Below are 20,190 nucleotides of genomic sequence, written 5' to 3'. Positions count from 1 at the left end.
CCACCCGCTACGGGCAACGCGCCCAGGCCGAGACCACCATCAGCATGCTCAAACGCCTCCTCGGGCCCCAGCTGCGAGCACGAAAAAAGCCCATGCAGCGACGCGAAGCCGCCCTCAAGACCCTCACTCTCAACCTCATGATCCTCTAAACATCTAGAAGCTTTCTACAGAGCTAGTTTTGTCCCCTCCGCGCGTGTTTTTGGACAAAACATATCGGACAAGAGCCGGCCGTGAGGTGGGCGTGAGCGGTGGGGAAGTGTCCTCAAGGTCACCGGCGGCGGAGCGAACAAGACAGCGGTGTCAGGCAATAGCCGGTCGATGCCGGATCGAAAGCCAACTAGAAGACAATCTGAGGTCAGTGAGATGGGATGGGGACGAACCCTGCTGTTGGGCGACATCGGGAACCGACTCGACATCGCCGACACCGAACGCGACGTCGCTCGGCTCCGCAGGAACATGCGGTCGCAATCGTTCGTGGATCAGGCGCAGGATGACCGCCTTGAGCAGCTTGAGCGGGAGAACGATCAACTCAAGCTGTACGTCGCCTCGCTGTTGAGGTTGTTGGTGGCGAAGGGAACGCTTGCCGAGGACGAACTGGCCGCGTTCGTCGACATCATCGACGCGGAAGCGGAAGAAGATTAGAACCGCCGAAGAGTTTCATCAGGGTAGCCTCGACTTTCGCGAGCAGCACGACAAAGTCTGAGGTTTTAGAGCAGGCGGAAACTGAACGGAACTGTTTGATTAGGAAGACGCCATCCAATCCGCAGGTAGCTCTGACACATGTCACAACACGTCATTTACGCGTACGTCGACGGCAGTGACCTGATTGATGTCGAAGCCGATTTGATCAACAGGCTCTCGGCTTTCCTCAACTCACGATCGTGGGTCTGCTCCGATGTGAAACTCGTCAACACCAAGGGCGATCCCGATGATCCGTCGCTAGGTCCAGACGACCTGCCGGATTGGGACCTCGGCATCAATATCGCGATTCCCGCCCCTGGCATGGAGCCCCAACGCTGGTACGAAGACATAGAAGCGACGGCCGCGTTCCTTGCTGAAGTTAGTGCCGCCACGGGACGGGAGTTTGTTGTTGGGATTGGCGATACAGCAACTGGAATCGCTGAGGACGTCATCTTCATAGACTCGAGTACACCCGACCTTGCGTCGCTGCGACGAATTCTCGGAGTGGAGTAGCCGGGCGCCCCTTCGGAGCGAGGAAGCGATGCGGGCTGGGGCTGCGCTGTAACTCGCAAACCTAGCGATCGACTTCGCCTGTGCGCGGTGATTGAGGCATCTCGCACAGTTCGATCGTCCCACCGTGTTGTATCACGGGATGCTTGAGGAGCAGTTCCTTCAGCTGAGCTGAGTCGTAGGCTTCGAACCGCATGAAGCCGACCAAGTTCAGCGTGCTGTCCTCAACCTGTTTCATTCCCAGTGATAACCGGGCCCCAATCTCACTTCCGCCCCGGAACATGCCAGTTGCGGTCGCTAGTTCGAAGAATCGGTCCCACTCATCGGAGGTTGGCGCTGAATCGGCGTTCTTGTGGATTAACGCGATGTATTCCATCGGTTGAGTTCCGGGGCACGGCGTCTGCACTCGCTCATGTCGCTAACGAGTGAGAGAAAGCGTTGTGCTGCTCAGTATTGTCTGCCGTAGGATGCAGAACCTCAAGCATGACGATTGTTGCATTGCCGCCAAGCATCGCTACCACCTAAAAGCATGGCGCGATCATTTGAGGGAGACCTGCGATTCCGGCTTCATGCGGAACTTGACGTTCGTACTGCGGAAGGTGGCGGCAAACGCTTTGGATTTGAGAGAATGGTAAGGTCAAGCCACGATTCTCAAGGCTCGTCTACGAAAGCGTAATCGATGACTCCACCAGGTGAACTTAGAGCACGATTCAAGAAATTCACGGGTCCCGAGACCTTCAGGAAGTTTGTCAAAGCGTTGCACCGCAACTGTTCAGCAAGAGAGAGGCTTAGGTTTTGGCAGCAGGACCTTTGGAGGTCATTCTTGTCCTCTCACCCCGATTGCAACATGTCGGTCGAAGACCTTTAGTCCAGTTGGAGGATTTGCGAAGTGCACGAAATGGAGCTCGTCCCAGAGGAAGTCCCCGTCTTTCGAGGATGTATCGACTATGTTCCGGAATTCCTCGCCGAGAAGGCGTCGTCTTTTCCTCACGCCAGGTTGAGCCAAGTGATGGTGTGCGAATCCTATGAGCGGACTACGGCAACGATGTGGTACTGTCCCGCGTGCGATCGCGTCCAAAATGAATCACGATGGAGTACGACCTAACTCTCTTCCTCATCGTGAATTACCTGCGCCCAAACGATTACCCCAGCAACCACGCGTCATCCTCGGGCGTAAACGTCACCCGCTCGCGCGGCAGCCTGGCGAGCTTGAACGCGGTGGCGAACTCAGCCGCGGAGAGTTCCTCGCGACCTTCCAGCCCGCTCCACGAGGCGATCATGCCCACCACGCGTTCGGGCCGCACGCCCTGTTGGCGGTAGCTGTCGACGCGGGTGTCGCCGTGGCGCTTGGCTAGGCGGCGGCCGTCCGGGCCGACGACCAGCGGCAGGTGCGTCCAAGTAGGCGGCGGGCCGGCGCCGAGCTTCTCGTAGAGCAGCTCCTGACGCGGCGTGGAGGTGAGCAGGTCGTCGCCGCGGACCACCTGATCGATGCGCTGCCGGGCGTCGTCGACCACGACGGCCAGCTGGTAGCTGGGGGCGCCGCCCTTGGTGGAAACCAGGAAGTCGCCCACGGCCGCGTCGATCGACGCGGTCTGCGGGCCGCAGAACACATCGTCGAAGGTTTGCTGGCCCTCGGGGACGCGGACCCGCCACGCCTGGCCTTCGCCGGCCGACCAGGCGGGCAGCGGGGTCGGGTGGTCGGGCCGGCAGCGGCCGCTGTACCGCAGCTCGTGCTGGTCGCCGTGCGGGGCCGACAGGCTGTCGGCGGCGATCTGGCTGCGGGTGCACGCGCAGGGGTAGATATCGCCCTGCTGGGCCAGGCGGTCGAGCGCCGCGCGGTACGGTGCCGGGTCGGCTGTTTGGTACAGCGGCCCCTCGTCCCAGTCCATGCCGAGCCAGCCGAGCGTGGCGATGAGGTCGCGGGCGGCCTGCTCCTTGATGCGCGGGCCGTCGAGGTCCTCGATCCGCAGCACGACTTCCCAGCCGTGCTGCCGGGCGATCGCCCAGTTCACCAGGAACGTGCGCACGTTGCCCAGGTGCAGCGCTCCGGTCGGCGAGGGGGCGAGTCGCGTGCGGGGCATTGGCGAGGGGCGCTGGGCGCTGGTAGGCGGGCGCTAGCGACACGCGGGGCGAAAGCGGGCGGACGGTGGTCCACCAACCAGCGCCCAGCGCCAGCAACCAGCGCCTAGTAATGCGGCGGCTTCTCGTCGGGGCCGCCGTCGGCGGCCTCGTAGTGCTCCACCAAGCGGGCGACGGTGGTCTTGAGCTTGGTCCGCTCGAGGTTGGCCAGGTCGAGCTCGTTCCGCAGTCCGGTCACGACGCTGTTGAGTTCGTCGAGCATCCGCTGCTGGTGGGCGAGCAGCTCCTCGAGCTGTGTCTGGCGGTCGGTCATCCCGCGTCGACCGCCTTCCGCCAGGCGTGGGCCATCATCGCGGCGCCGGCGGCGGAGGGGTGCACGCCGTCGCCGGCCCAGTGGCTCGGCTTGGCGAGCTTGACCGCCTGGTCGAACATGCCCTGGAACGGGACCCACGCGTCGGCGAACTCGTCGGCCAGTTCCTTGGCGGCGGCGCGGAACTCGTCGAACTTGGGGAACCAATTGTCGCCCACGGCGCCGGTCTTGAGGACGAACGGCTCGCAGATCACCAGGCGGACGCTCGGCAGCTGCTGCTTGGTGCTCTCGAGCAGCCGGCGGTAGTCGTCGCGGTAGGTCTGGATGGTGCCGTCGTAGGCGCCGTTGAGCCAGTGCCAGATGTCGTTCACGCCGATCAGGATGCTCAGCACGTCCGGGTTCAGGTCCAGGCAGTCCTGCTGCCAACGCTCGGCGAGCTGGTGCACCTTGTTGCCGCTGATGCCGCGGTTGTAGCACTTCAGCCCGGCGTCCGGGCGGTCGACCAGCAGCTCGGCGGCGGCCAGAAACGCGTAGCCGTTGCCGAGCGCGTCGTGGTTGTTCGCCTGGTCGACGCCGCGTTTGCGGCCGGCGTCGGTGATGCTGTCCCCCTGGAACAGGATTGTGGAGCCGTCTGGGATCATGCTGCTGCTGGCGGCGGCTGGGGCGGCCTGCGCGCGGCCGGCGGCGCCGGCTAGCACGGCGCCGGCCGCTGCGGTCTGGAGGAAGGTGCGTCGGGGCTGGCTGCTGGGCATGGTGCTTCGCCTGTGTGGAGAGGAGGTAGGGGTCCCCCCGAGTTTACACCGTCTGCTGCGGCAGATTCAGTCCCGGCGCCGAAAGGCAGGTCGAGCCCATCAGGTACTGGTCGATCGCCCGGGCGGCGCCGCGTCCCTCGTTGATGGCCCACACCACCAGGCTCTGGCCCCGGCGGCAGTCGCCGGCGGCGAACACGCCCTCGACGTTGGTGGCGAACTCGCCGTGCTCCGCGCGGAAGGTCTTCCAGCCACGGCGGGGCTCCTGGGTCTCGAGCCCGAGCATCTCGCCCACCTCGAGTTCGGGTCCGACGAAGCCGGTGGCCAGGAACACCAGGTCGGCCGGCCAGACCTTCTCCGAGCCCTCGATCTCGGTCCAGGGAGGGCCGTTGGGGGTCGGGCGGGTCCAGTCGAGCTGCACGGTCTTGACGCCGGTGAGCTTGCCGTCGACGCCGACAAACTCCTTGGTCAGGACCTCGTAGCAGCGGGGGTCGTCGCCGGTGCGGGACTTCATCTCCTCGTGGGAGTAGTCCAGGCGGTAGATCCGCGGCCACTGCGGCCAGGGGTTGTTGTCCGCGCGCTCGGCCGGGGGCTGGGCCATGAGCTCGAAGTTGACGATGCTCTTGGCGCCGTGCCGCAGCGAGGTGCCGATGCAGTCGGCGCCGGTGTCGCCGCCGCCGATCACGATGACGTGCTTGTCCTTGGCGGAGAGCGCGTGGCCGTCCTTGAGGTCCGAGTCGAGCAGGCTCTTGGTGTTGCGGGTCAGGAAGTCCATCGCGTAGTACACGCCGTCGAGGTCCCGGCCGGGGCAGCTGGCGGTGGGGTCGAACGGCTTGGCGGCGCCGGTCGCCATGAGCACCGCGTCGAACTCGTCGACCAGCTTCTCCGGGTCGACAAACTCGACCTTCACGCCGCGCTCCTGCATGATCTGCGTCATGTGGCCGGGCTCAAATTCCTCCTTCTTGCCGACGTGCTTGCCGGTAAGGAACTTCACGCCCTCGTCACGAAGCTGCTGCACGCGGCGTTCGACCGTGTCCTTGTCGAGCTTCATATTGGGGATGCCGTACATGCAGAGGCCGCCGATGCGGTCGGCGCGCTCGTACACGGTCACCTCGTGGCCGGCGCGGCGGAGCTGCTGCGCGGCGGACAGGCCGGCCGGGCCGGAGCCGACAATCGCCACGCTCTTGCCGGTGAGGTTCTCCTCGGCGGGCGGGCGGGGGACCACCCAGCCCTCGTCCCAGCCGCGGTCGATGATCGCGTTCTCGATGTTCTTGATCGTGACCGCCGGCTCGATGATGCCGAGCACGCAGGCGCCCTCGCACGGGGCGGGGCAGGCGCGGCCGGTGAACTCCGGGAAGTTGTTGGTCTTGTGCAGCCGCTCGAGCGCCACCTCCCACCGCCCGTTGTAGACGAGGTCGTTCCACTCGGGGATCAGGTTGTCGATCGGGCAGCCGGTGTCGGACTGGCAGAACGGCACGCCGCAGTCCATGCACCTGGCGCCCTGCGTCTTGAGGTGCTCTTCGGGCGCGTGGGTGTAGATCTCCAGGTAGTCGTTCGCCCGCTCAACCGGGTTGCGGTACGGCACGGCCTGACGCTGGAACTCTTTGAAGCCGGTGGGTTTTCCCATTTGCTGTGTTCGCTGCTGTGAGAAGCTTGTTGGTTGTTAGGGGCCGCGCCGGGCCGCGTCGAAATTCGAGGCGTCGCCGGCGGGCGGTGGGTGGGGCGCCGCGGTCGGCTAGACCGCCGCCGCTTCCTGCTTGGCCTTCATTTCTTCCAGCACCCGCTTGTAGTCGGTCGGCATTACCTTGACGAACTGCGGGAGGGTCTCGTCCCAGCGGTCCAGGAGGTCTGCCGCCCGGGTGGAATCGGTGTGCTGGTGGTGCTTGGTGATCAGCTCCTTGAGCTCCTGCGCGTCCTCGTCGGCCTCGACCTTCTCGAGCTCGACCATGCCCATGTTGCAGTTGCCCAGCAGCTCGCCGTCCGGGTCCCACACGTAGGCGACGCCGCCCGACATGCCGGCCGCGAAGTTGCGGCCGGTGGGGCCGAGGATCGCGACCCGCCCGCCGGTCATATACTCGCAGCCGTGGTCGCCGACGCCCTCGATCACGGCGTGGGCGCCGGAGTTGCGGACGCAGAACCGCTCGGCGGCCCGGCCGCGGAGGAACGCCTCGCCGCGGGTGGCGCCGTACAGGCAGACGTTGCCGACGATGATCTGCTCTTCTGCGACAAAGCCCGAGTTCTTCGGCGGGTACACGATCACCCGCCCGCCCGACAGGCCCTTGCCAACGTAGTCGTTGGCGTCGCCCTCGAGTTCGAGCGTCACGCCGTGCGAGAGGAACGCGCCCAGGCTCTGCCCGGCGTGGCCCTCCAGCTTGAAGCGGATGGTGTCGTCGGGCAGTCCCTCCTCGCCCCACTTCTTGGCGATCTCGTTGGACAGGATCGTGCCGACCGTGCGGTTCGTGTTGACGATCTTGAGCGTCTCGCGGACCGGCTTGGCGTCCTCGATGGCGGGCTTGGCGAGGTCCAGCAGCTGGGTGATGTCCAGCGACTCGTCCAGGCCGTGGTCCTGCTCCATCGTGCAGTAGACGCCGGTGTCGGGCCGGGGGCCCTTGGCGGGCGACAGGAGCTTGGTCAGGTCCAAACCGTCCGACTTCCAGTGCTTGATGGCCTTCGACACATCCAGCGCGTCGACCCGGCCAACCATCTCCTCGATGGTGCGGAAGCCGAGTTCGGCCATGAGCTCGCGGGCCTCTTCGGCCACCATGAACAGGTAGTTCACCACGTGCTCCGGCTTGCCGCGGAACTTGGCCCGCAGGTCCGGGTCCTGCGTGGCGATGCCGACCGGGCAGGTGTTCAGGTGGCACTTCCGCATCATGATGCAGCCGAGCGTGATCAGCGGGGCGGTCGAGAAGCCGAACTCCTCGGCGCCCAAGAGCGCCGCGATCACCACGTCGCGGCCGGTCTTCAGGCCGCCGTCGGTCTGCAGCACCACGCGGCTGCGCAGGTCGTTGAGCACGAGCGTCTGGTGGGTTTCGGCAATGCCGAGCTCCCACGGCAGGCCCGCGTGCTTGATGCTCGTCAGCGGCGACGCGCCCGTGCCGCCGCCGTCACCCGAGATCAGGATGTGGTCCGCGTAGCCCTTCGCCACGCCCGAGGCCACCGTGCCGACGCCGACCTCGCTGACCAGCTTGACGCTGATGCGGGCGGCGCGGTTGGCGTTCTTCAGGTCGTGGATGAGCTGCTTGAGGTCCTCGATCGAGTAGATGTCGTGGTGCGGGGGCGGGCTGATCAGGCCGACGCCCGGTGTGGAGTACCGGATGCGGGCGATGTTCTCGTCCACCTTGCGGCCGGGCAGCTCGCCGCCCTCGCCGGGCTTGGCGCCCTGGCTGATCTTGATCTGGATCTCGTCGGCGTTGGTCAGGTAGCTGATCGTGACGCCGAACCGCCCCGACGCGACCTGCTTGATGGCCGAGCGGCGGGAGTCGCCGTTGGGCTCCGGGGTCCAGCGGACGGGGTCCTCGCCCCCCTCGCCGGTGTTGCTCTTGCCGCCCAGGCGGTTCATGGCGATGGCGAGCGACTCGTGCGCCTCGGCGGAGATCGACCCGAAGGACATCGCGCCGGTGCAGAACCGCTTGACGATCTCGGCGGCCGACATGACCTCGTCGATCGGGATCGGCCCGCCGTTGGCGTCCTTCTTGAACTCCATCAGGCCGCGGAGCTGGCAGCGGGTGCGGGCGTCGTTATTGATGTGCTCGGCGAAGCGGGCGTAGGACTCGCGGCTGTTGGTGCGGGCCGCGACCTGGATGTCGGCGATCGACGCCGGGTCCCACATGTGACGCTCGCCCTCGGCACGCCAGTGGTACTCGCCCGGGTTGGGCAGCACGGGCAGGCTCTTGCCGGCGCCGGCGGGGTAGCCGAGCGCGTGCCGGCGGAGCGCTTCCTCGGCCAGCTCTTCAAAGCCCACGCCCTGGACGCGGCTGGCGGTGCCGGCAAAGCAGACGTCGATCACCTCGTCCCGCAGGCCGAGCGCCTCGAAGATCTGGGCGCCCTTGTAGCTCTGCAGTGTGGAGATGCCCATCTTGGCCATCACCTTGAGCATGCCCTTGGCGACGCCGCGGCGGTACTGGGCGACCAGCTCGTGGTCCGCGGCCGTGACCGGGTCGATCACCTCGCCATCGGCGTCGACCGCCGGGTGCGAGGCGCCCTCGCCCGACTCCTTGCCGGCGATAGCCTCTTCGCCGGTGTCCAAACGCCCCTCGCGGCGGGCCTGCCACAGCGCCTCGAACGCCAGGTACGGGTTGATAGCGTCGGCGCCGTAGCCCACCAGCAGGCAGTGGTGGTGCACCTCGCGGGCCTCGCCGGTCTCGACCACCAAGCCGATGCGGGTCCGCTTCGACACCCGGACCAGGTGATGGTGCACGGCGCCAACCGCGAGCAGCGAGCTCAGCGGCACGCGGTCTTTGCCGGTCTCGCGGTCCGACAGCACCACGATGGTGTACCCGTCGTCGATGGCCTGTTCGGCCTCTTTGCAGATGCGTTCGATGGCCGCCCGCATGCCGGACTTGCCCTCGGAGCGGGCCCAAGTGACGTCGATCGTCTGGGTCTTCCAGGAGTCGTCGGCCGCCTTGCGATCGCCCATGTGCTTGATCGCGGCGAGCTGCTCGTTGCTGAGGATCGGGTGCGGCACGCGCAGGCGGTGGGCGTGCTGCTCGGTGGTTTCGAGCAGGTTCTGCTCGGGCCCGATGTAGCACTCCAGCGACATGATCACTTCCTCGCGGATCGAGTCGATCGCGGGGTTCGTGACCTGGGCGAACAGCTGCTTGAAGTAGTCGTACAGCATCCGCGGCTTGTCGCTGAGCACCGCCAGGCAGGAGTCGTTGCCCATCGAGCCGATGGGGTCCTTGCCGGCCGAGATCAGCGGCAGCAGCATGAACCGCATGGTCTCGATGGTGTAGCCGAACGCCTGCATCCGCTCGAGCAGCGTCGAGCGGTTGAAGCCGTGCGGCTCGTTCTCGGGGTGCAGGTCGTTGAGGTCGATCCGCTGGTTGCGGAGCCACTCGCCGTAGGGGCGGCGGGTCGCTAGGTCCTGCTTCAGCTCGGCGTCGGGGATCATCCGGCCCTGCTCGAAGTCGACCAGGAACATGCGGCCGGGCTGCAGGCGTCCCTTCTCCTTTACGTTTTCAGGATCGATGTCCACCACGCCGACCTCGCTGGCCATGATCACGCGGTCGTCGTGCGTGACGTAGTACCGGCTGGGCCGCAGGCCGTTGCGGTCGAGCGTGGCGCCGATGTACTTGCCGTCGGTGAAGCCGATGCACGCCGGGCCGTCCCACGGCTCCATCAGCGCGGAGTGGTACTCGTAGAACCCCCGCTTGGCCTCGGACATGGTGTCGTGGTTCTGCCACGCCTCGGGGACCATCATCATGACCGCCTCCTGCAGCGTGCGGCCGTTCATCAGCAGGAACTCGAGCGCGTTGTCAAACGTGCCGGAGTCGCTGCAGTCGGGTTCGACCACCGGGAACAGCTTCTCGAGCTCGTCGCCGAACACGTCGCTCTTCACCACGCCCTGCCGGGCGAACATCCAGTTCTTGTTGCCGCGGAGGGTGTTGATCTCGCCGTTGTGGCTCATGCACCGCAGCGGCTGCGCGCGGTCCCACGACGGGAACGTGTTGGTGGCGAACCGCGAGTGGACCATCGCCAGGTGGGTGGTGTAGTCCGAGTCCTTCAGGTCGGGGTAGTACAGGTACAGCTGATCGGTGGTCAGCATGCCCTTGTAGATGATCACCTTGGTCGAGAGCGAGCAGATGTAGAACATCTTGGCCTGCTCCATCGACTCGTCGGCGCGGAGCTGGTTGCTGCTCCGCTTGCGGATCTGGTACACCTGCCGCTCGAAGTCGTCGCCCGCCAGCCCGTCGGCCGCGGCGATCACCAGCTGATCGACGACCGGCTCGGCCTTAGCGGCGGTGGGGCCCAGGTCGGCCTTGGCAGAGTCGGTGGGGACCTTGCGCCAGCCAACGAGGGTCTGGCCCTGTTCGGCCACAATCTTCTTGACAGCCGCCTTGCACTGCTCGCGGTCGGCTTCGTTCTGGGGCAGGAACACGTTGCCCACAGCAAACCGCCCGGGCTCCGGCAGGTCGACCCCCAGGTCGGCCTTCACCACCTTCTGCAGGAACTCGTGCGGCAGGGCGGTCATCACGCCGGCGCCGTCGCCGGTGTTGGGCTCGCAGCCGCAGGCGCCCCGGTGGTCCATGCGCCGCAGCAGGTCCTCGGAGTCCACCAGGATCTGGTGGCTCCGCTCGCCCTTGATGTGCGCGATAAACCCAACACCGCAGGCGTCGTGTTCGTTCTGCGGGTCGTAGAGGCCTTGCGCTTGGGGGAGCGTGTGCTGGGTTGGGAGCTGGTTCATGTTCGGTTGCGGTAGAGGGAGTGAGGGCGGCGGGCGGGGCGGCCCGGGGCCTGCTCAAGCGGGGTCCTGGTGGGGGCCCGGCCTAAGCCGTGACGACGCGTTTGCTTGCCGAGTCCGCCGCCCCCGCTTTGCCATCCAGCGACGCGGGGTCGTCGATCTCGGCGGCGTGGGAGTGCAGCAGCTCGATGAAGCGTTCGGCGGTTTGGCCGAGTTGTTCCTCTCGCCGGTGGAGGATGCCAAGGGGTCGAGAGAGCTCAAACCCGGCGAGCGGTATCTTGAGAAGAGTTCCGGCGGCCACCTCGCGGGCGAGGGTGGGCTCGGGCAGCAGGGCGAAGCCGTCGCCGATGGTGACTGCCAGTTTTATCGTTTCAATATTGTCGAACTCGCACGCGACGCGGGTCTCGACGCGTTGCTTGGCCAGCTCGCGGTCGATCGCGTCCCGGATCTTCAATCCTCGCTGGAAGGCGATCATCTCGTGGTCGGCCAACGCCTCGGCCGGCGCCGAGCTGAGCCCCGCCAGGGGGTGCGACGGCGCGACCGCCAGCACCAGCGACTCGTCCCGCCAGGGGATCACCCCCAAGCGGCGCGAGCGCTCCGGGAAGCTCACAATCCCCAGGTCCGACTGCTCCGACTCCACGGCGTCGTACACGTCGTCCGGGTGCAGGTAGTCGAGCCTGATGTGCGCCTTGGGGTGCTTCGCTAGGAACTCCCGCTGGAACTGGCTCATGTGGGCCAGCCCGATCGAGTAGATCGAAGCGATCGACAGCCGCGACGCGACGTCCTCGTGCAGGGTCCGGACCTCGTGCTCCAGGTCTTCGTAGCGGCGCACGAGCTTGGTGCAGCCGTCGTAGTACTTGGAGCCCTCGGGGGTCAGCGTGAAGGGCCGCTTCGAGCGGTCGATCAGCTGAACGCCCAGCCGCTCTTCCAGCTGATGCACCAGCTGGCTCGCGCTGGACTGTGACACGCCGTTCTCCTCCGCGGCTTTCGAGAAGCTGCGGAGCTGCACGATGTCACAGTAGACCTTGAGCGAGCGGATCTGCATGGGCTGGGTTCACGGGGCACGCCGGGCCGCGACAGCGGGCCCGGGCGTCCGGAGACCGGTCGGACCTCCCGACCGGCGAAGGGGCGTCGCTTCGGATCCGTCGCTGGGGCCCAGCAGAATAACGCTGGGCGATTCCAGGGACGCATATCATTCCGAAACGCGATATTAGCCTACGGACGCATGGGCCATCCGTCAACCAGCCCGATCGGCCCATTTTTCCCGCCCGCCCGGATGCGCTACCGCCCGGGCTGCTTCTTGAAGTCGTAGGCGTGGCCGCGGTCTCGGAGCACGGTCGCCTTGACGATCTTGTCCTCGACGACGCCCCGCTCGCCGGGCTCCACCCGCTGTAGATCGCCCAGCACCTCCATGCCCCCGACCACCCGGCCGAATACGGTGTGCCGCCCGTTGAGGTGGTAGGTGGGGACGAACGTCAAAAAGAACTGCGACCCGCCGGTGTCACGGCCGGCGTGGGCCATGCTGAGGCTGCCCCGGAAGTGCATGCGGGCGTCGTCCTGGTAGCACTCGCAGGGGATCGTGTAGCCCGGGCCGCCGGTGCCGGTCCCGGTGGGGTCGCCGCCCTGGGCCATGAAGTGCGGCAGCACGCGGTGAAAAACCACCCCGTTGTAGAAGCCGTCTTTTACGAGGGAGACGATGTTGGCGGTGGCCTGCGGCGCCTGATTCTCGAACAGCTCGATCTCGATGTCGCCGGCGGTGGTCTCGAACTTGATGCGTGGCAGGTCGTTGGCCGCGGCCTCGGCGTCACGCAGGGCCTTCTCTTCTTTCCACAAACCGCGGTACTGCTGAAGCATCGCCGGGTTGCTGTAGTCACTCGCCATGCCCGCCAGCGTGTCCCCCAGCACGCTGGGGTCCTCCTTCCGTTCGGCCGCCAGCTTGGCGTACTTCTCGGCGAGGTCGTACTCGTTGCAGCAGAACGCGGCGACCACCCCCATCGAGGCGATGCCCTGGGACTTGTTGCCGTTTTCCAGCAGCGGCTTGAGGATGGTGAGCGCGCGTTCGAACTGGTCGCCGCCTTGGGAGTTGGGGCCGGACCCCTTCAGGTTGTGCGAGGCGGCGCCAACCAGCAGGCCGGTGATTTCCTCGTCCTGCTCCGGAGCGGCTAGGTAGACCTTGAGTGCCTCGTCGACCATTTTGTTCACTTTCGGTTTGGCGGACTTCACCAGCTGCGTCGCCTTGGTGTTGAGCTGATCACGCTCCGCGGCGTTGGCGGTCTGGTACTTGATGCGGAGGTCTTCAAACTGCCGCATGAAGTCCTTGTAGTCCGCGAAGGCCTGGTCAAACGCGGCGCGGTTGACCTGCGAGGCGGGCTCCTGCTGGGCGAGCAGGGGGGCGGTGGTGAGGCTCAGGGCTATCGCCAGGGCGATTCGCGGCATCCGCATGACAGGTTGCTCCTGCTTCTAAGTTCTGTTCCGATGGGAAGCCCGGCGAAGCCGGCCCCGGGGCTCGTTTCCGTACGAGCCGCACAGCATAACAGTTCCCCACCGGTCGCTAAACCTTCCGCACATGCCACGCCGCCGCCCGAAGTCCGAACCCCGCCCCGCCAGCAACGCTCGGGCGTCCGCAAACGGGGGGGAGGAAGGGCCGCCCGAACCGCTGCGGATCATCGGCGGGCGGTTCCGTGGCAGCAAGCTGGCGTACGAGGCGCTAACCCAGGACGGGGCGAAGGTGACGCGGCCCATGAAGCACCGCGTCCGCGAGTCGATCTTCAACCTGGTTGGGCTGAGGGCGGGCGGGAAGCACGCGCTGGACCTATTCGCCGGCACCGGCGCGCTGGGACTCGAAGCCCTCAGCCGGGGGGCGGTCCTTGCGACGCTGATCGAGCGGCACATTCCGACCGCTGAGGTGGTGCGTCAGAACATCAATTCGCTGGGGGTGGCGGACGTGTGCGTCCTCAAGACCACCAGCGCGTTCCTGTGGATCCGACGAGACCTCCCTGCTTTCGACACCCAGAACCCCTGGTTAGTGTTCGTAAGCCCTCCGTACAGCTTCTTTGTTGAGCGGACGGATCAGATGCTTGCTATGATCGAAGCCCTGACGCACGCGGCGCCGCCGGAGAGCCTGATCGTGGTCGAGGCGGACGAGCGGTTCGACTTCGGCCTGCTTCCTGGCGGGGTCCGCCCCGATCGCAACTCGCCGGGTTGGGACGTCCGAGAGTACGCGCCGGCGGTCGTCGGCGTGCTGGAGGTGTGACGCTCTTCTCCCGCTAGACTCAAGCATCCTTTTCGACGAGGCGACCATGTTCCGGACCCAGTGCCTGTTGGCGATTGCCGTGATGACCGCAGCGAACCTCTCACCTAACTGCCTGGGCGCCGATCCCAATTACGAAACGCCACTCATCAACGGCGACAGCGGCTTTGAGGAAACGCGTGTTGAGCGTGGTTCGGGCGAGCGGTCCGACCTGTGGATCGGCGGCGTGCGCGACTCGACGCTGCAGGTCTTCCTTCCCGAGGGCAAGCCAACGGCGGCGGTTGTGGTCTGCCCTGGCGGTGGGTACGGGGGGCTTTCGTTCGTCAAAGAGGGGACGTTTATCGCCGAGTGGTTCTGCGAGCGGGGGGTGGCCGCGGCGGTGCTGAAGTACCGCGTGGGCGGAGGCGGCAACCGGCACCCGGCGCCGCTCAACGACGCTCAGGCCGCGCTTCAGCACCTCCGCCAGCAGGCCGGCAAGCACGGCTACCCGGCTGACAAGATTGGTGTGATGGGTTTCTCTGCCGGTGGGCACCTGGCGGCGACCGCCGCGACCCAGTTCGCCGACGGTACGCCTGTGGAAGGGGACTCACCCGTCAGCAGCCGACCAGACTTCGCCGTCTTGGGGTACCCGGTGGTGACAATGGGCCCGGCAACGCACCGCGGGTCGCGCAACAATCTGCTGGGCGAAGTCTCGGACGAGGAGGCCGCGAAAATGTCGGCCGAGCGAAACGTCACCGACCAGACGCCGCCCACGTTTATCTTCCACGCCCAGGACGACCGAGCAGTGCCCGTTGAAAACGCGATCTTGTTCTATCAAGCGTGCACGAAGCACGGCGTGCCGGCCGAGATGCACCTGTTTGAGCGGGGCGGCCACGGATTCGGGATGTGGCGTGACAACGAGCCGGCCAACGCCTGGCCAACGCTGTTAGAGGCCTGGCTCAGGAGCCGTGGGCTGATCGAGTAGCCCTCTGGGGACTACGCTTCGACCTCGTTGTACAGCTCCAGCCACTGCTCCTCGTGACCCTCAAGTTCGGCGGTGAGGGAGGCGAGCCGCTGCTGCAGCTCGGTCGCGGTGGCGGCGTCGGTCGCGGAGAGCATCTGCTCGTTGATCGCCTTCTTCTCGTCGTCCAGCTTTGCGATCTTGCGTTCCAGGCTCTTGAGCTTCTTCTGCGCGTCTCGGTCCGCCCGGCCCTGCGACTTGGCGGGACCCGCGGGGGCGTCGTCCGTGGGGTGGCGGGCCGACTCGTCACGCAGGCCCTGGTCGATCTCCTGCTGAACGCGGTAGACGTAGTCGTCGTAACTGGCGGGGTAGCTTACCACGCGGCCGCCGCCCACCTCGATCACATCGGTCGCGGTGCTGCGCATAAAGTACCGGTCGTGGCTGGTGAAGATCACCGTGCCCTCGTACCGCTTGAGCGCGTCGGACAGGGCTTCGATGGTCTCGACGTCCAGGTGGTTGCCCGGCTCGTCGAGCACCAGGATGTTGTGCTGCTCGAGCAGCAGGCCGGCCAGCACCAGCCGCGCGCGCTCGCCGCCGCTCAGCACCTTGATCTTCTTCTCGGCCAGCTCGCCGGAGAATAAGAAGCTGCCGGCCACGCTCTTGATCTGCAGCGTGGTCGTGCCGGGCGCCGCCTGGTACTCCAGGTACTCGAGCACGCTGAGCTTGGGGTTCAAAGTGGTGTAGACGTGCTGCGCATACACGCCGAGCTGGCAGCCGTGGCCCCAGCGGAGCTCGCCGGACTTGGGCTTGAGCGACTCGCACAGCGTGCGGAGGAAGGTGGTCTTGCCCTGACCGTTGTCGCCGACGATGCCGGTGCGCGTCCCGTGCTCAATCTCCAGCCGGATGTCGTCCGCGACGGTGCGGTCGTCGTAGCCGATCGCCAGGTCCTCCACCCGCACCGCCGGACCCTTGCGGGGCTCGACCCGGGGGAAGCTGAAGTGGACCTTGGCCTCCTCGCCGGCCACCTCGATCATCTCCAGCCGCTCCAGTTGCTTCGCCTTGCTGCGGGCCTGGCTGGCGGTGTTGGCGTTGGCGCGGTTCTCCGCGATGAACTTTTCAAGCTGCTTGCGTTTGGTCGCGGTGGCCGCGTTCTTGCGTTGGTCGTGCTCGCGGCGCTCGTCGAGGTTCTGCAGGTAACCGTCGACGTCGCCCGGGAACATGGTGAGCTCGCCTCGCGATAGCTCCAGGGTGTGGGTGCAGGTCTTGTTCAGGAACGACCGGTCGTGCGACACCACGAGCACACCTGCTTTGAAGTCGCGGAGAAAGTGCTCGAGCAGCATCTGGGTACGGACGTCCAGAAAGTTGGTCGGCTCGTCGAGGACCAGCAGGTTGGGGTCGTGCAGCAGGAGGGCCGCCAGCTTAACGCGGGTCTGCCAGCCGCCGGACAGCTCCCGCACCGGCCGACTGAGCATGTCGTCGGACAGGGCGAAACGCCACGCGACTTGGCCGCACCGCCAGTCGGGCTGCCCGCTGTCACGCATCAAGAAGTCCATCACCGTCTCGCCCGGTTCGAACGGGTCGTGCTGCCGCAGGTAACCGAGCCGCAACTTCTTGGAGCGGACCACCTCACCGGCGTCCAGGTCCTCTTCGCCCAGCAGGATCCGGCACAGAGTTGACTTGCCAGCGCCGTTGCGGCCGATCAGGCCGACCTTCTGGTCGTCCGCCAGGGCGCAGCTTGCCTCGTCGAGCAGGACCTGGTGGCCGTACCGTTTGTGGGCGTTCTGGAGCGAGAGGACGACAGGCATAGCGGATCGAAGCGGAGGAAGCCGGGGTGAGGGGCGGCGGACGGGCTTTAGGCGTCGGCCGGGGGGGCGTCGTTGCTGCGCGGGCGGAGGGCGGCCAGCAACAGGACCACGGTACCCAACAAGCACCCCAGCGCGAACCAGTCGCCGTGGCGGCTGTAGAAGCTCTCCCGTGGATCGAGCGGCACGCTGTCGACGATCACGTCCTCCACCATCCGTTCGCTCACGCGACGCACGCGGCCGGCGCCGTCGATCACCGCCGAGAGGCCGGTGTTGGCGGCGATGACCATCGGCGTGCGGTTCTCGACCGCGCGGAACTGGCCCACCGCGAGGTGGAGGTCGAGCTCCGTTGCGCCCCAGAACCAGGCGTCGTTGGTGATGTTGACCAGCACGTCGGGCCGCTGGCCCTGTTCGCTCAGCGTTGCGACCTGGCGGCGGATGACATGCGGGATGACGGTCTCGTAGCAAATGTTGGGCGCAAGCAGGAACTCTCCCCCGGCGGTCTGGATCGGCATCGCAACCGGCCCCTCGCCTTCGCCCAGGCCGCCAGACATCGGGGTCAGGAAGTACAGCGCCGGCATGTTCTTGGCGAAGGGGATGTACTCACCGAAGGGCACACGGTGGGTCTTGTCGTAGAAGCTGAGCAGTTGGCCGTCCGCGTCCACAAGCACGGCCGTGTTGTAGCCCGTCTGGGCAAACCCCGATTCCTCGTCCTCCGACGCGACCATGTCGAACCTGTCGGCGCCAAGCAGGAACGCCGCGCCCTGCTCCGCCGAGAGCCCGGAGAACCACTGGTCTGCTCCGATGCCGAACCGCCGCAGGGCCTCTGGCAGCTGATCGGTCGGTTTGACTTGGTTGCCAAGCGTCACGACCGGCGCGCGGAACATGCTCTCGGGCCAGATGTAGAGGTCCGGCCGCAACCCGATCTCGGCGGCTTCTTCGGCCGCCTGACGGGTCAGCCGGAGCTGCGCGTCGAGGATGGTTTGGTTGCGGCTGGGGTCGGGGTCCCAGGTGGCGAGCGTGGCGCCCTGGATCAAACCGACGACCGGGCCCGCCGCGGGGTTGGAGGCTTCCAGCAGACGCACCTGACCGTAGTAGAGCACTGCGACCACCGTGGCGGCGGCGGTGGTCGCTGCCGCGAACCGGCGTCCTCTATTGGCGTCCCGCTGGAGCAGCGGCGCCAAGCAGGACGCGGTCAGAGTCAGTACAAACGACACGCCATAGGCCCCGGTCAGGTCGCTGATCTGCATGACGATCGGTGAGCCGGCCTGGGTGTGCGACAGAGCGCCCATCAGGAAGCCCGTGAAGAGGTGCGCCTGCACCCACTCCAGCCCGGCGTACACAAGCGGCGCCGCCACCCAAACCGGCGCTGCTCGGATCGCCCGGCGGGTGAGCGCCACGAACGCCAGCGGGTAGACCGCCAAGTACCCGGCCAGCAGCGGCCACCCGATCGGCGTCAGGGGGTGGGGCAGGCAGATCCAGTAGAGCGTCAGCAGCCAGTACGCCCAGCCTCCCAGCCAGACCTGCACCCAGCCCATGCGGCGCAGCGGTGCGTCGCGCATCGCCAACCAGACCCAGGGCGTGACAGCGAACCACCCGGCCAGCCCGAGCGGCGCCCAGGGCAAGCCGATGAGTCGAGCCGTGCCGGGTTGAGCAAGCCACAGCAGCAGGCTACCGAGCAGCATCGTTGCGAACGGCGAGCGCAGTAGGCGAGCGCCCAACGACAGGCGTCGGGCATCGTCGCTGGAAGGGGCGGGGGTGAGCGTGTCGACGGCGGGCGGCATCCCGAAAGACTACGGGCGGGGCCCGGATTGAACCAGAGCGAATGCCGTCACTGGCCGGATTCCAACGCCTTGGCCACCTCGGCGTCGAGGCGGAAGACCGCTTCGCGAGCCGTCTCCGGCGTCGGCGCCGAGCGGAGCACCTCGACGTACGGCGCCACGAGTTGCGGGTCGAGTCCCGTCCGGGCCGCGGCCCGCTCGATGGCGTTGGCGACGGGGCCGGCAAGCCCGGGGTGCTCGCCGACTAACGCCGCCACGGCGTTGCTCTTAACGGCGACCTCCAGCAGGGCCGCGTGGTCGTCGCCCAGTTTCCGGCCAACCCGCTCTCCCAGGCGGCCGGCGGCGCCCAGCAGCCGAGTCGTTGCTTGCGACGGCGCGCCGCTAGCGTCGACAGCGACCGGTTCGACTCCGAGGGTCTCGGTGAGGGCGTCGGTTTGCCACTTAGGCGGTCGCACGTCCTCGTTGATCATCAGTCCCAGCTTGCTGCCTAGCTGCCAGGCGAGGAGCCGAGTTTTGACGACGTTGTACGCCGGCCGTTTCGGCTCTGGCCGCGGAGGTTCGACCGGGGCGGGAGCCGGCGGGGTCGACGGACCTGGCTCGTTGGTCTGGGTTGGGGGCTCATCGAGAGCCGGCGCCGGGAGCTCGAACGGCGACGCGCTACGTTCATCATCGGACGGCTCTGAGGGCGGATCCTGCGGCTCCGCGGGCTCGGGCGACTCGTCGGCAGGCCGCGCCGGGGTCCACTCGGGCAGCGCGGGAACCGGCGGCGTCTCGGACGGCTCGTTGAGTTCTTGTGCCGGTTCGGGTTCCGCCACAGGCAAGCCGGGCAATGGGCTCACGGGTGGCGGGTCCGCTGGCGGCGGCGAGTCGATCGGATCCGACAGCTCGATGGGGAGCAGGGTCACCTCAGGCTCGTCTTCGTCCGGCGGCTGCTCCATGGGTGGATCCGGGGCGCCGCCGAAGAAATCGTCGAGCGAGTCTTCGCTGATTTGCGTGTCGCCAGCGTCTTCAACTTCCGCGGAGGGCGGCTCGGCGATCGGCATTCCTGGCAGCGGGGTGACTCCAGCCGGAGGGGAATCTGGTCTGTCGACTGTGGGCGGTGCGGACGCGTCAGCGGCCTCTCCGTCCGACGCCATCATGTCGCCAAAGAAGTCGCTGACGCCCTGATCGGCGGTGGCTGCCGCGTTGTCGGACTTCCACAGGGTGGGCTCCTCACCCGAATCGGGGATCGCAGGCGGCTGGGACCCGCTGTAGCGGTCATCCTCCTCGTCCGTCGGTTCCTCGCGGGCGCCGAAGAAGGCGTCCAGGTTGTCCGCCGACGGGACCGCCGCCGGCGAGTTACCGGTGTCAGCCGCTTCGGCCATGGGCGGGGGAGGGGGCTCGTCCGGGGCTTCCTCAATCGAGGCGTCGGGTTCCGGCAGCGCGATCTCCTCGCCGAACGGTTCCTCCTCCTCTTTGTCGGTGGCTGTCCCGGTTGGGGCGGCGTCGTTCGTTGAGGCGGGGCCGCCGACTTCCACCGGCTGGCTGCAGCCCAGCAATGCGAAGACAAGAGCTGCCGGCGCCAGCATCGGCAGCCAAGGGGCGAGGGTACGAGGGCGGGAGGCGATCGCCGTCACAGTGCTGGCTCGGGAGAGTTAGAGGGGGCGGGTTGACCCCTCACGATGGCGGTTTGCCCGGCCTGCGTC

General features: G+C 66.9%; 15 protein-coding genes. 4 read left to right on the top strand and 11 right to left on the bottom strand.

Translation table 11 applies throughout. The features are described 5' to 3' along the window. Positions 1 to 363 precede the first annotated feature (363 nt). Positions 364 to 642: a hypothetical protein gene (locus KOR34_RS16090; protein ID WP_146565721.1), complete on the top strand. Its 279-nt coding sequence runs from the start codon at positions 364 to 366 to the stop codon at positions 640 to 642. A gap of 138 nt (positions 643 to 780) precedes the next feature. Further along, positions 781 to 1,194, top strand: coding sequence for a hypothetical protein (locus tag KOR34_RS16085; RefSeq protein ID WP_146565719.1), 414 nt, complete (start codon positions 781 to 783; stop codon positions 1,192 to 1,194). A gap of 61 nt (positions 1,195 to 1,255) precedes the next feature. On the opposite strand, the gene KOR34_RS16080 is transcribed toward KOR34_RS16085, so the two are convergent. The 8 genes from KOR34_RS16080 to KOR34_RS26750 form a co-directional block, all read right to left on the bottom strand. After that, entirely contained in the window at positions 1,256 to 1,567 is a 312-nt protein-coding gene (locus KOR34_RS16080) for a hypothetical protein (protein WP_146565718.1), read from the bottom strand. A gap of 766 nt (positions 1,568 to 2,333) precedes the next feature. After that, the gene (gluQRS, locus tag KOR34_RS16075) at positions 2,334 to 3,272 is read right to left on the bottom strand and encodes a tRNA glutamyl-Q(34) synthetase GluQRS (RefSeq protein WP_146565716.1); all 939 of its coding nucleotides are present in this window, start codon (positions 3,270 to 3,272) and stop codon (positions 2,334 to 2,336) included. A 104-nt stretch (positions 3,273 to 3,376) separates the two neighbouring features. Beyond that, positions 3,377 to 3,583, bottom strand: coding sequence for a SlyX family protein (locus KOR34_RS16070; protein ID WP_146565714.1), 207 nt, complete (start codon positions 3,581 to 3,583; stop codon positions 3,377 to 3,379). After that, positions 3,580 to 4,332 (bottom strand): SGNH/GDSL hydrolase family protein, encoded by a 753-nt coding sequence (locus tag KOR34_RS16065; protein WP_146565712.1) that lies wholly within the window; start codon positions 4,330 to 4,332, stop codon positions 3,580 to 3,582. Before KOR34_RS16065 ends, KOR34_RS16070 begins: the two co-directional genes overlap by 4 nt. Before the next feature lie 43 nt (positions 4,333 to 4,375). Continuing rightward, complete coding sequence (locus tag KOR34_RS16060; protein WP_146565710.1) at positions 4,376 to 5,956, bottom strand: glutamate synthase subunit beta; 1,581 nt, start codon at positions 5,954 to 5,956, stop codon at positions 4,376 to 4,378. Between the two features lie 108 nt (positions 5,957 to 6,064). Beyond that, on the bottom strand, positions 6,065 to 10,735 hold the full coding sequence (locus KOR34_RS16055) for a glutamate synthase-related protein (RefSeq protein ID WP_146565708.1): 4,671 nt from the start codon (positions 10,733 to 10,735) through the stop codon (positions 6,065 to 6,067). 82 nt (positions 10,736 to 10,817) lie between these two features. Further along, positions 10,818 to 11,777, bottom strand: a complete 960-nt coding sequence (locus KOR34_RS16050) for a LysR family transcriptional regulator (RefSeq protein WP_146565706.1) — start codon at positions 11,775 to 11,777, stop codon at positions 10,818 to 10,820. Positions 11,778 to 12,013: 236 nt separating this feature from the next. After that, positions 12,014 to 13,174, bottom strand: coding sequence for a peptidylprolyl isomerase (locus tag KOR34_RS26750; RefSeq protein WP_197531448.1), 1,161 nt, complete (start codon positions 13,172 to 13,174; stop codon positions 12,014 to 12,016). A gap of 124 nt (positions 13,175 to 13,298) precedes the next feature. On the opposite strand from KOR34_RS26750, the gene KOR34_RS16040 reads away from it, so the two are divergent. Together KOR34_RS16040 and KOR34_RS16035 are read left to right on the top strand one after the other, a co-directional pair. After that, positions 13,299 to 13,985, top strand: coding sequence for an RsmD family RNA methyltransferase (locus tag KOR34_RS16040; RefSeq protein WP_146565704.1), 687 nt, complete (start codon positions 13,299 to 13,301; stop codon positions 13,983 to 13,985). A 46-nt stretch (positions 13,986 to 14,031) separates the two neighbouring features. Next, complete coding sequence (locus KOR34_RS16035; protein ID WP_146565703.1) at positions 14,032 to 14,946, top strand: alpha/beta hydrolase; 915 nt, start codon at positions 14,032 to 14,034, stop codon at positions 14,944 to 14,946. Positions 14,947 to 14,957: 11 nt separating this feature from the next. On the opposite strand, the gene abc-f is transcribed toward KOR34_RS16035, so the two are convergent. The 3 genes from abc-f to KOR34_RS16020 form a co-directional block, all read right to left on the bottom strand. Beyond that, the gene (gene abc-f, locus KOR34_RS16030; RefSeq protein ID WP_146565701.1) at positions 14,958 to 16,727 is read right to left on the bottom strand and encodes a ribosomal protection-like ABC-F family protein; all 1,770 of its coding nucleotides are present in this window, start codon (positions 16,725 to 16,727) and stop codon (positions 14,958 to 14,960) included. Positions 16,728 to 16,774: 47 nt separating this feature from the next. Then, positions 16,775 to 18,409, bottom strand: a complete 1,635-nt coding sequence (gene lnt / locus KOR34_RS16025) for an apolipoprotein N-acyltransferase (protein ID WP_197531447.1) — start codon at positions 18,407 to 18,409, stop codon at positions 16,775 to 16,777. Between the two features lie 146 nt (positions 18,410 to 18,555). Then, positions 18,556 to 20,121: a hypothetical protein gene (locus KOR34_RS16020; protein ID WP_146565697.1), complete on the bottom strand. Its 1,566-nt coding sequence runs from the start codon at positions 20,119 to 20,121 to the stop codon at positions 18,556 to 18,558. Positions 20,122 to 20,190 lie beyond the last annotated feature (69 nt).

The organism is Posidoniimonas corsicana (genome assembly GCF_007859765.1).
GTDB lineage: Bacteria > Planctomycetota > Planctomycetia > Pirellulales > Lacipirellulaceae > Posidoniimonas > Posidoniimonas corsicana.
Note: the sequence above shows the minus strand (reverse complement) of the source record. Positions and strands in the feature narration are given on the sequence as shown.

What these genes read in the sequence shown, in the direction of transcription:
- KOR34_RS16050 (WP_146565706.1), bottom strand. Translation starts at nt 11,777, where the DNA reads ATGCAGATCCGCTCGCTCAAGGTCTACTGTGACATCGTGCAGCTCCGC.
- KOR34_RS16040 (WP_146565704.1), top strand. Translation starts at nt 13,299, where the DNA reads ATGCCACGCCGCCGCCCGAAGTCCGAACCCCGCCCCGCCAGCAACGCT.
- KOR34_RS16060 (WP_146565710.1), bottom strand. Translation starts at nt 5,956, where the DNA reads ATGGGAAAACCCACCGGCTTCAAAGAGTTCCAGCGTCAGGCCGTGCCG.
- gluQRS (WP_146565716.1), bottom strand. Translation starts at nt 3,272, where the DNA reads ATGCCCCGCACGCGACTCGCCCCCTCGCCGACCGGAGCGCTGCACCTG.
- KOR34_RS16090 (WP_146565721.1), top strand. Translation starts at nt 364, where the DNA reads ATGGGATGGGGACGAACCCTGCTGTTGGGCGACATCGGGAACCGACTC.
- KOR34_RS16080 (WP_146565718.1), bottom strand. Translation starts at nt 1,567, where the DNA reads ATGGAATACATCGCGTTAATCCACAAGAACGCCGATTCAGCGCCAACC.
- KOR34_RS16065 (WP_146565712.1), bottom strand. Translation starts at nt 4,332, where the DNA reads ATGCCCAGCAGCCAGCCCCGACGCACCTTCCTCCAGACCGCAGCGGCC.
- KOR34_RS16085 (WP_146565719.1), top strand. Translation starts at nt 781, where the DNA reads ATGTCACAACACGTCATTTACGCGTACGTCGACGGCAGTGACCTGATT.
- KOR34_RS16035 (WP_146565703.1), top strand. Translation starts at nt 14,032, where the DNA reads ATGTTCCGGACCCAGTGCCTGTTGGCGATTGCCGTGATGACCGCAGCG.
- KOR34_RS16055 (WP_146565708.1), bottom strand. Translation starts at nt 10,735, where the DNA reads ATGAACCAGCTCCCAACCCAGCACACGCTCCCCCAAGCGCAAGGCCTC.
- KOR34_RS16070 (WP_146565714.1), bottom strand. Translation starts at nt 3,583, where the DNA reads ATGACCGACCGCCAGACACAGCTCGAGGAGCTGCTCGCCCACCAGCAG.
- KOR34_RS26750 (WP_197531448.1), bottom strand. Translation starts at nt 13,174, where the DNA reads ATGCGGATGCCGCGAATCGCCCTGGCGATAGCCCTGAGCCTCACCACC.
- abc-f (WP_146565701.1), bottom strand. Translation starts at nt 16,727, where the DNA reads ATGCCTGTCGTCCTCTCGCTCCAGAACGCCCACAAACGGTACGGCCAC.
- lnt (WP_197531447.1), bottom strand. Translation starts at nt 18,409, where the DNA reads ATGCTGCTCGGTAGCCTGCTGCTGTGGCTTGCTCAACCCGGCACGGCT.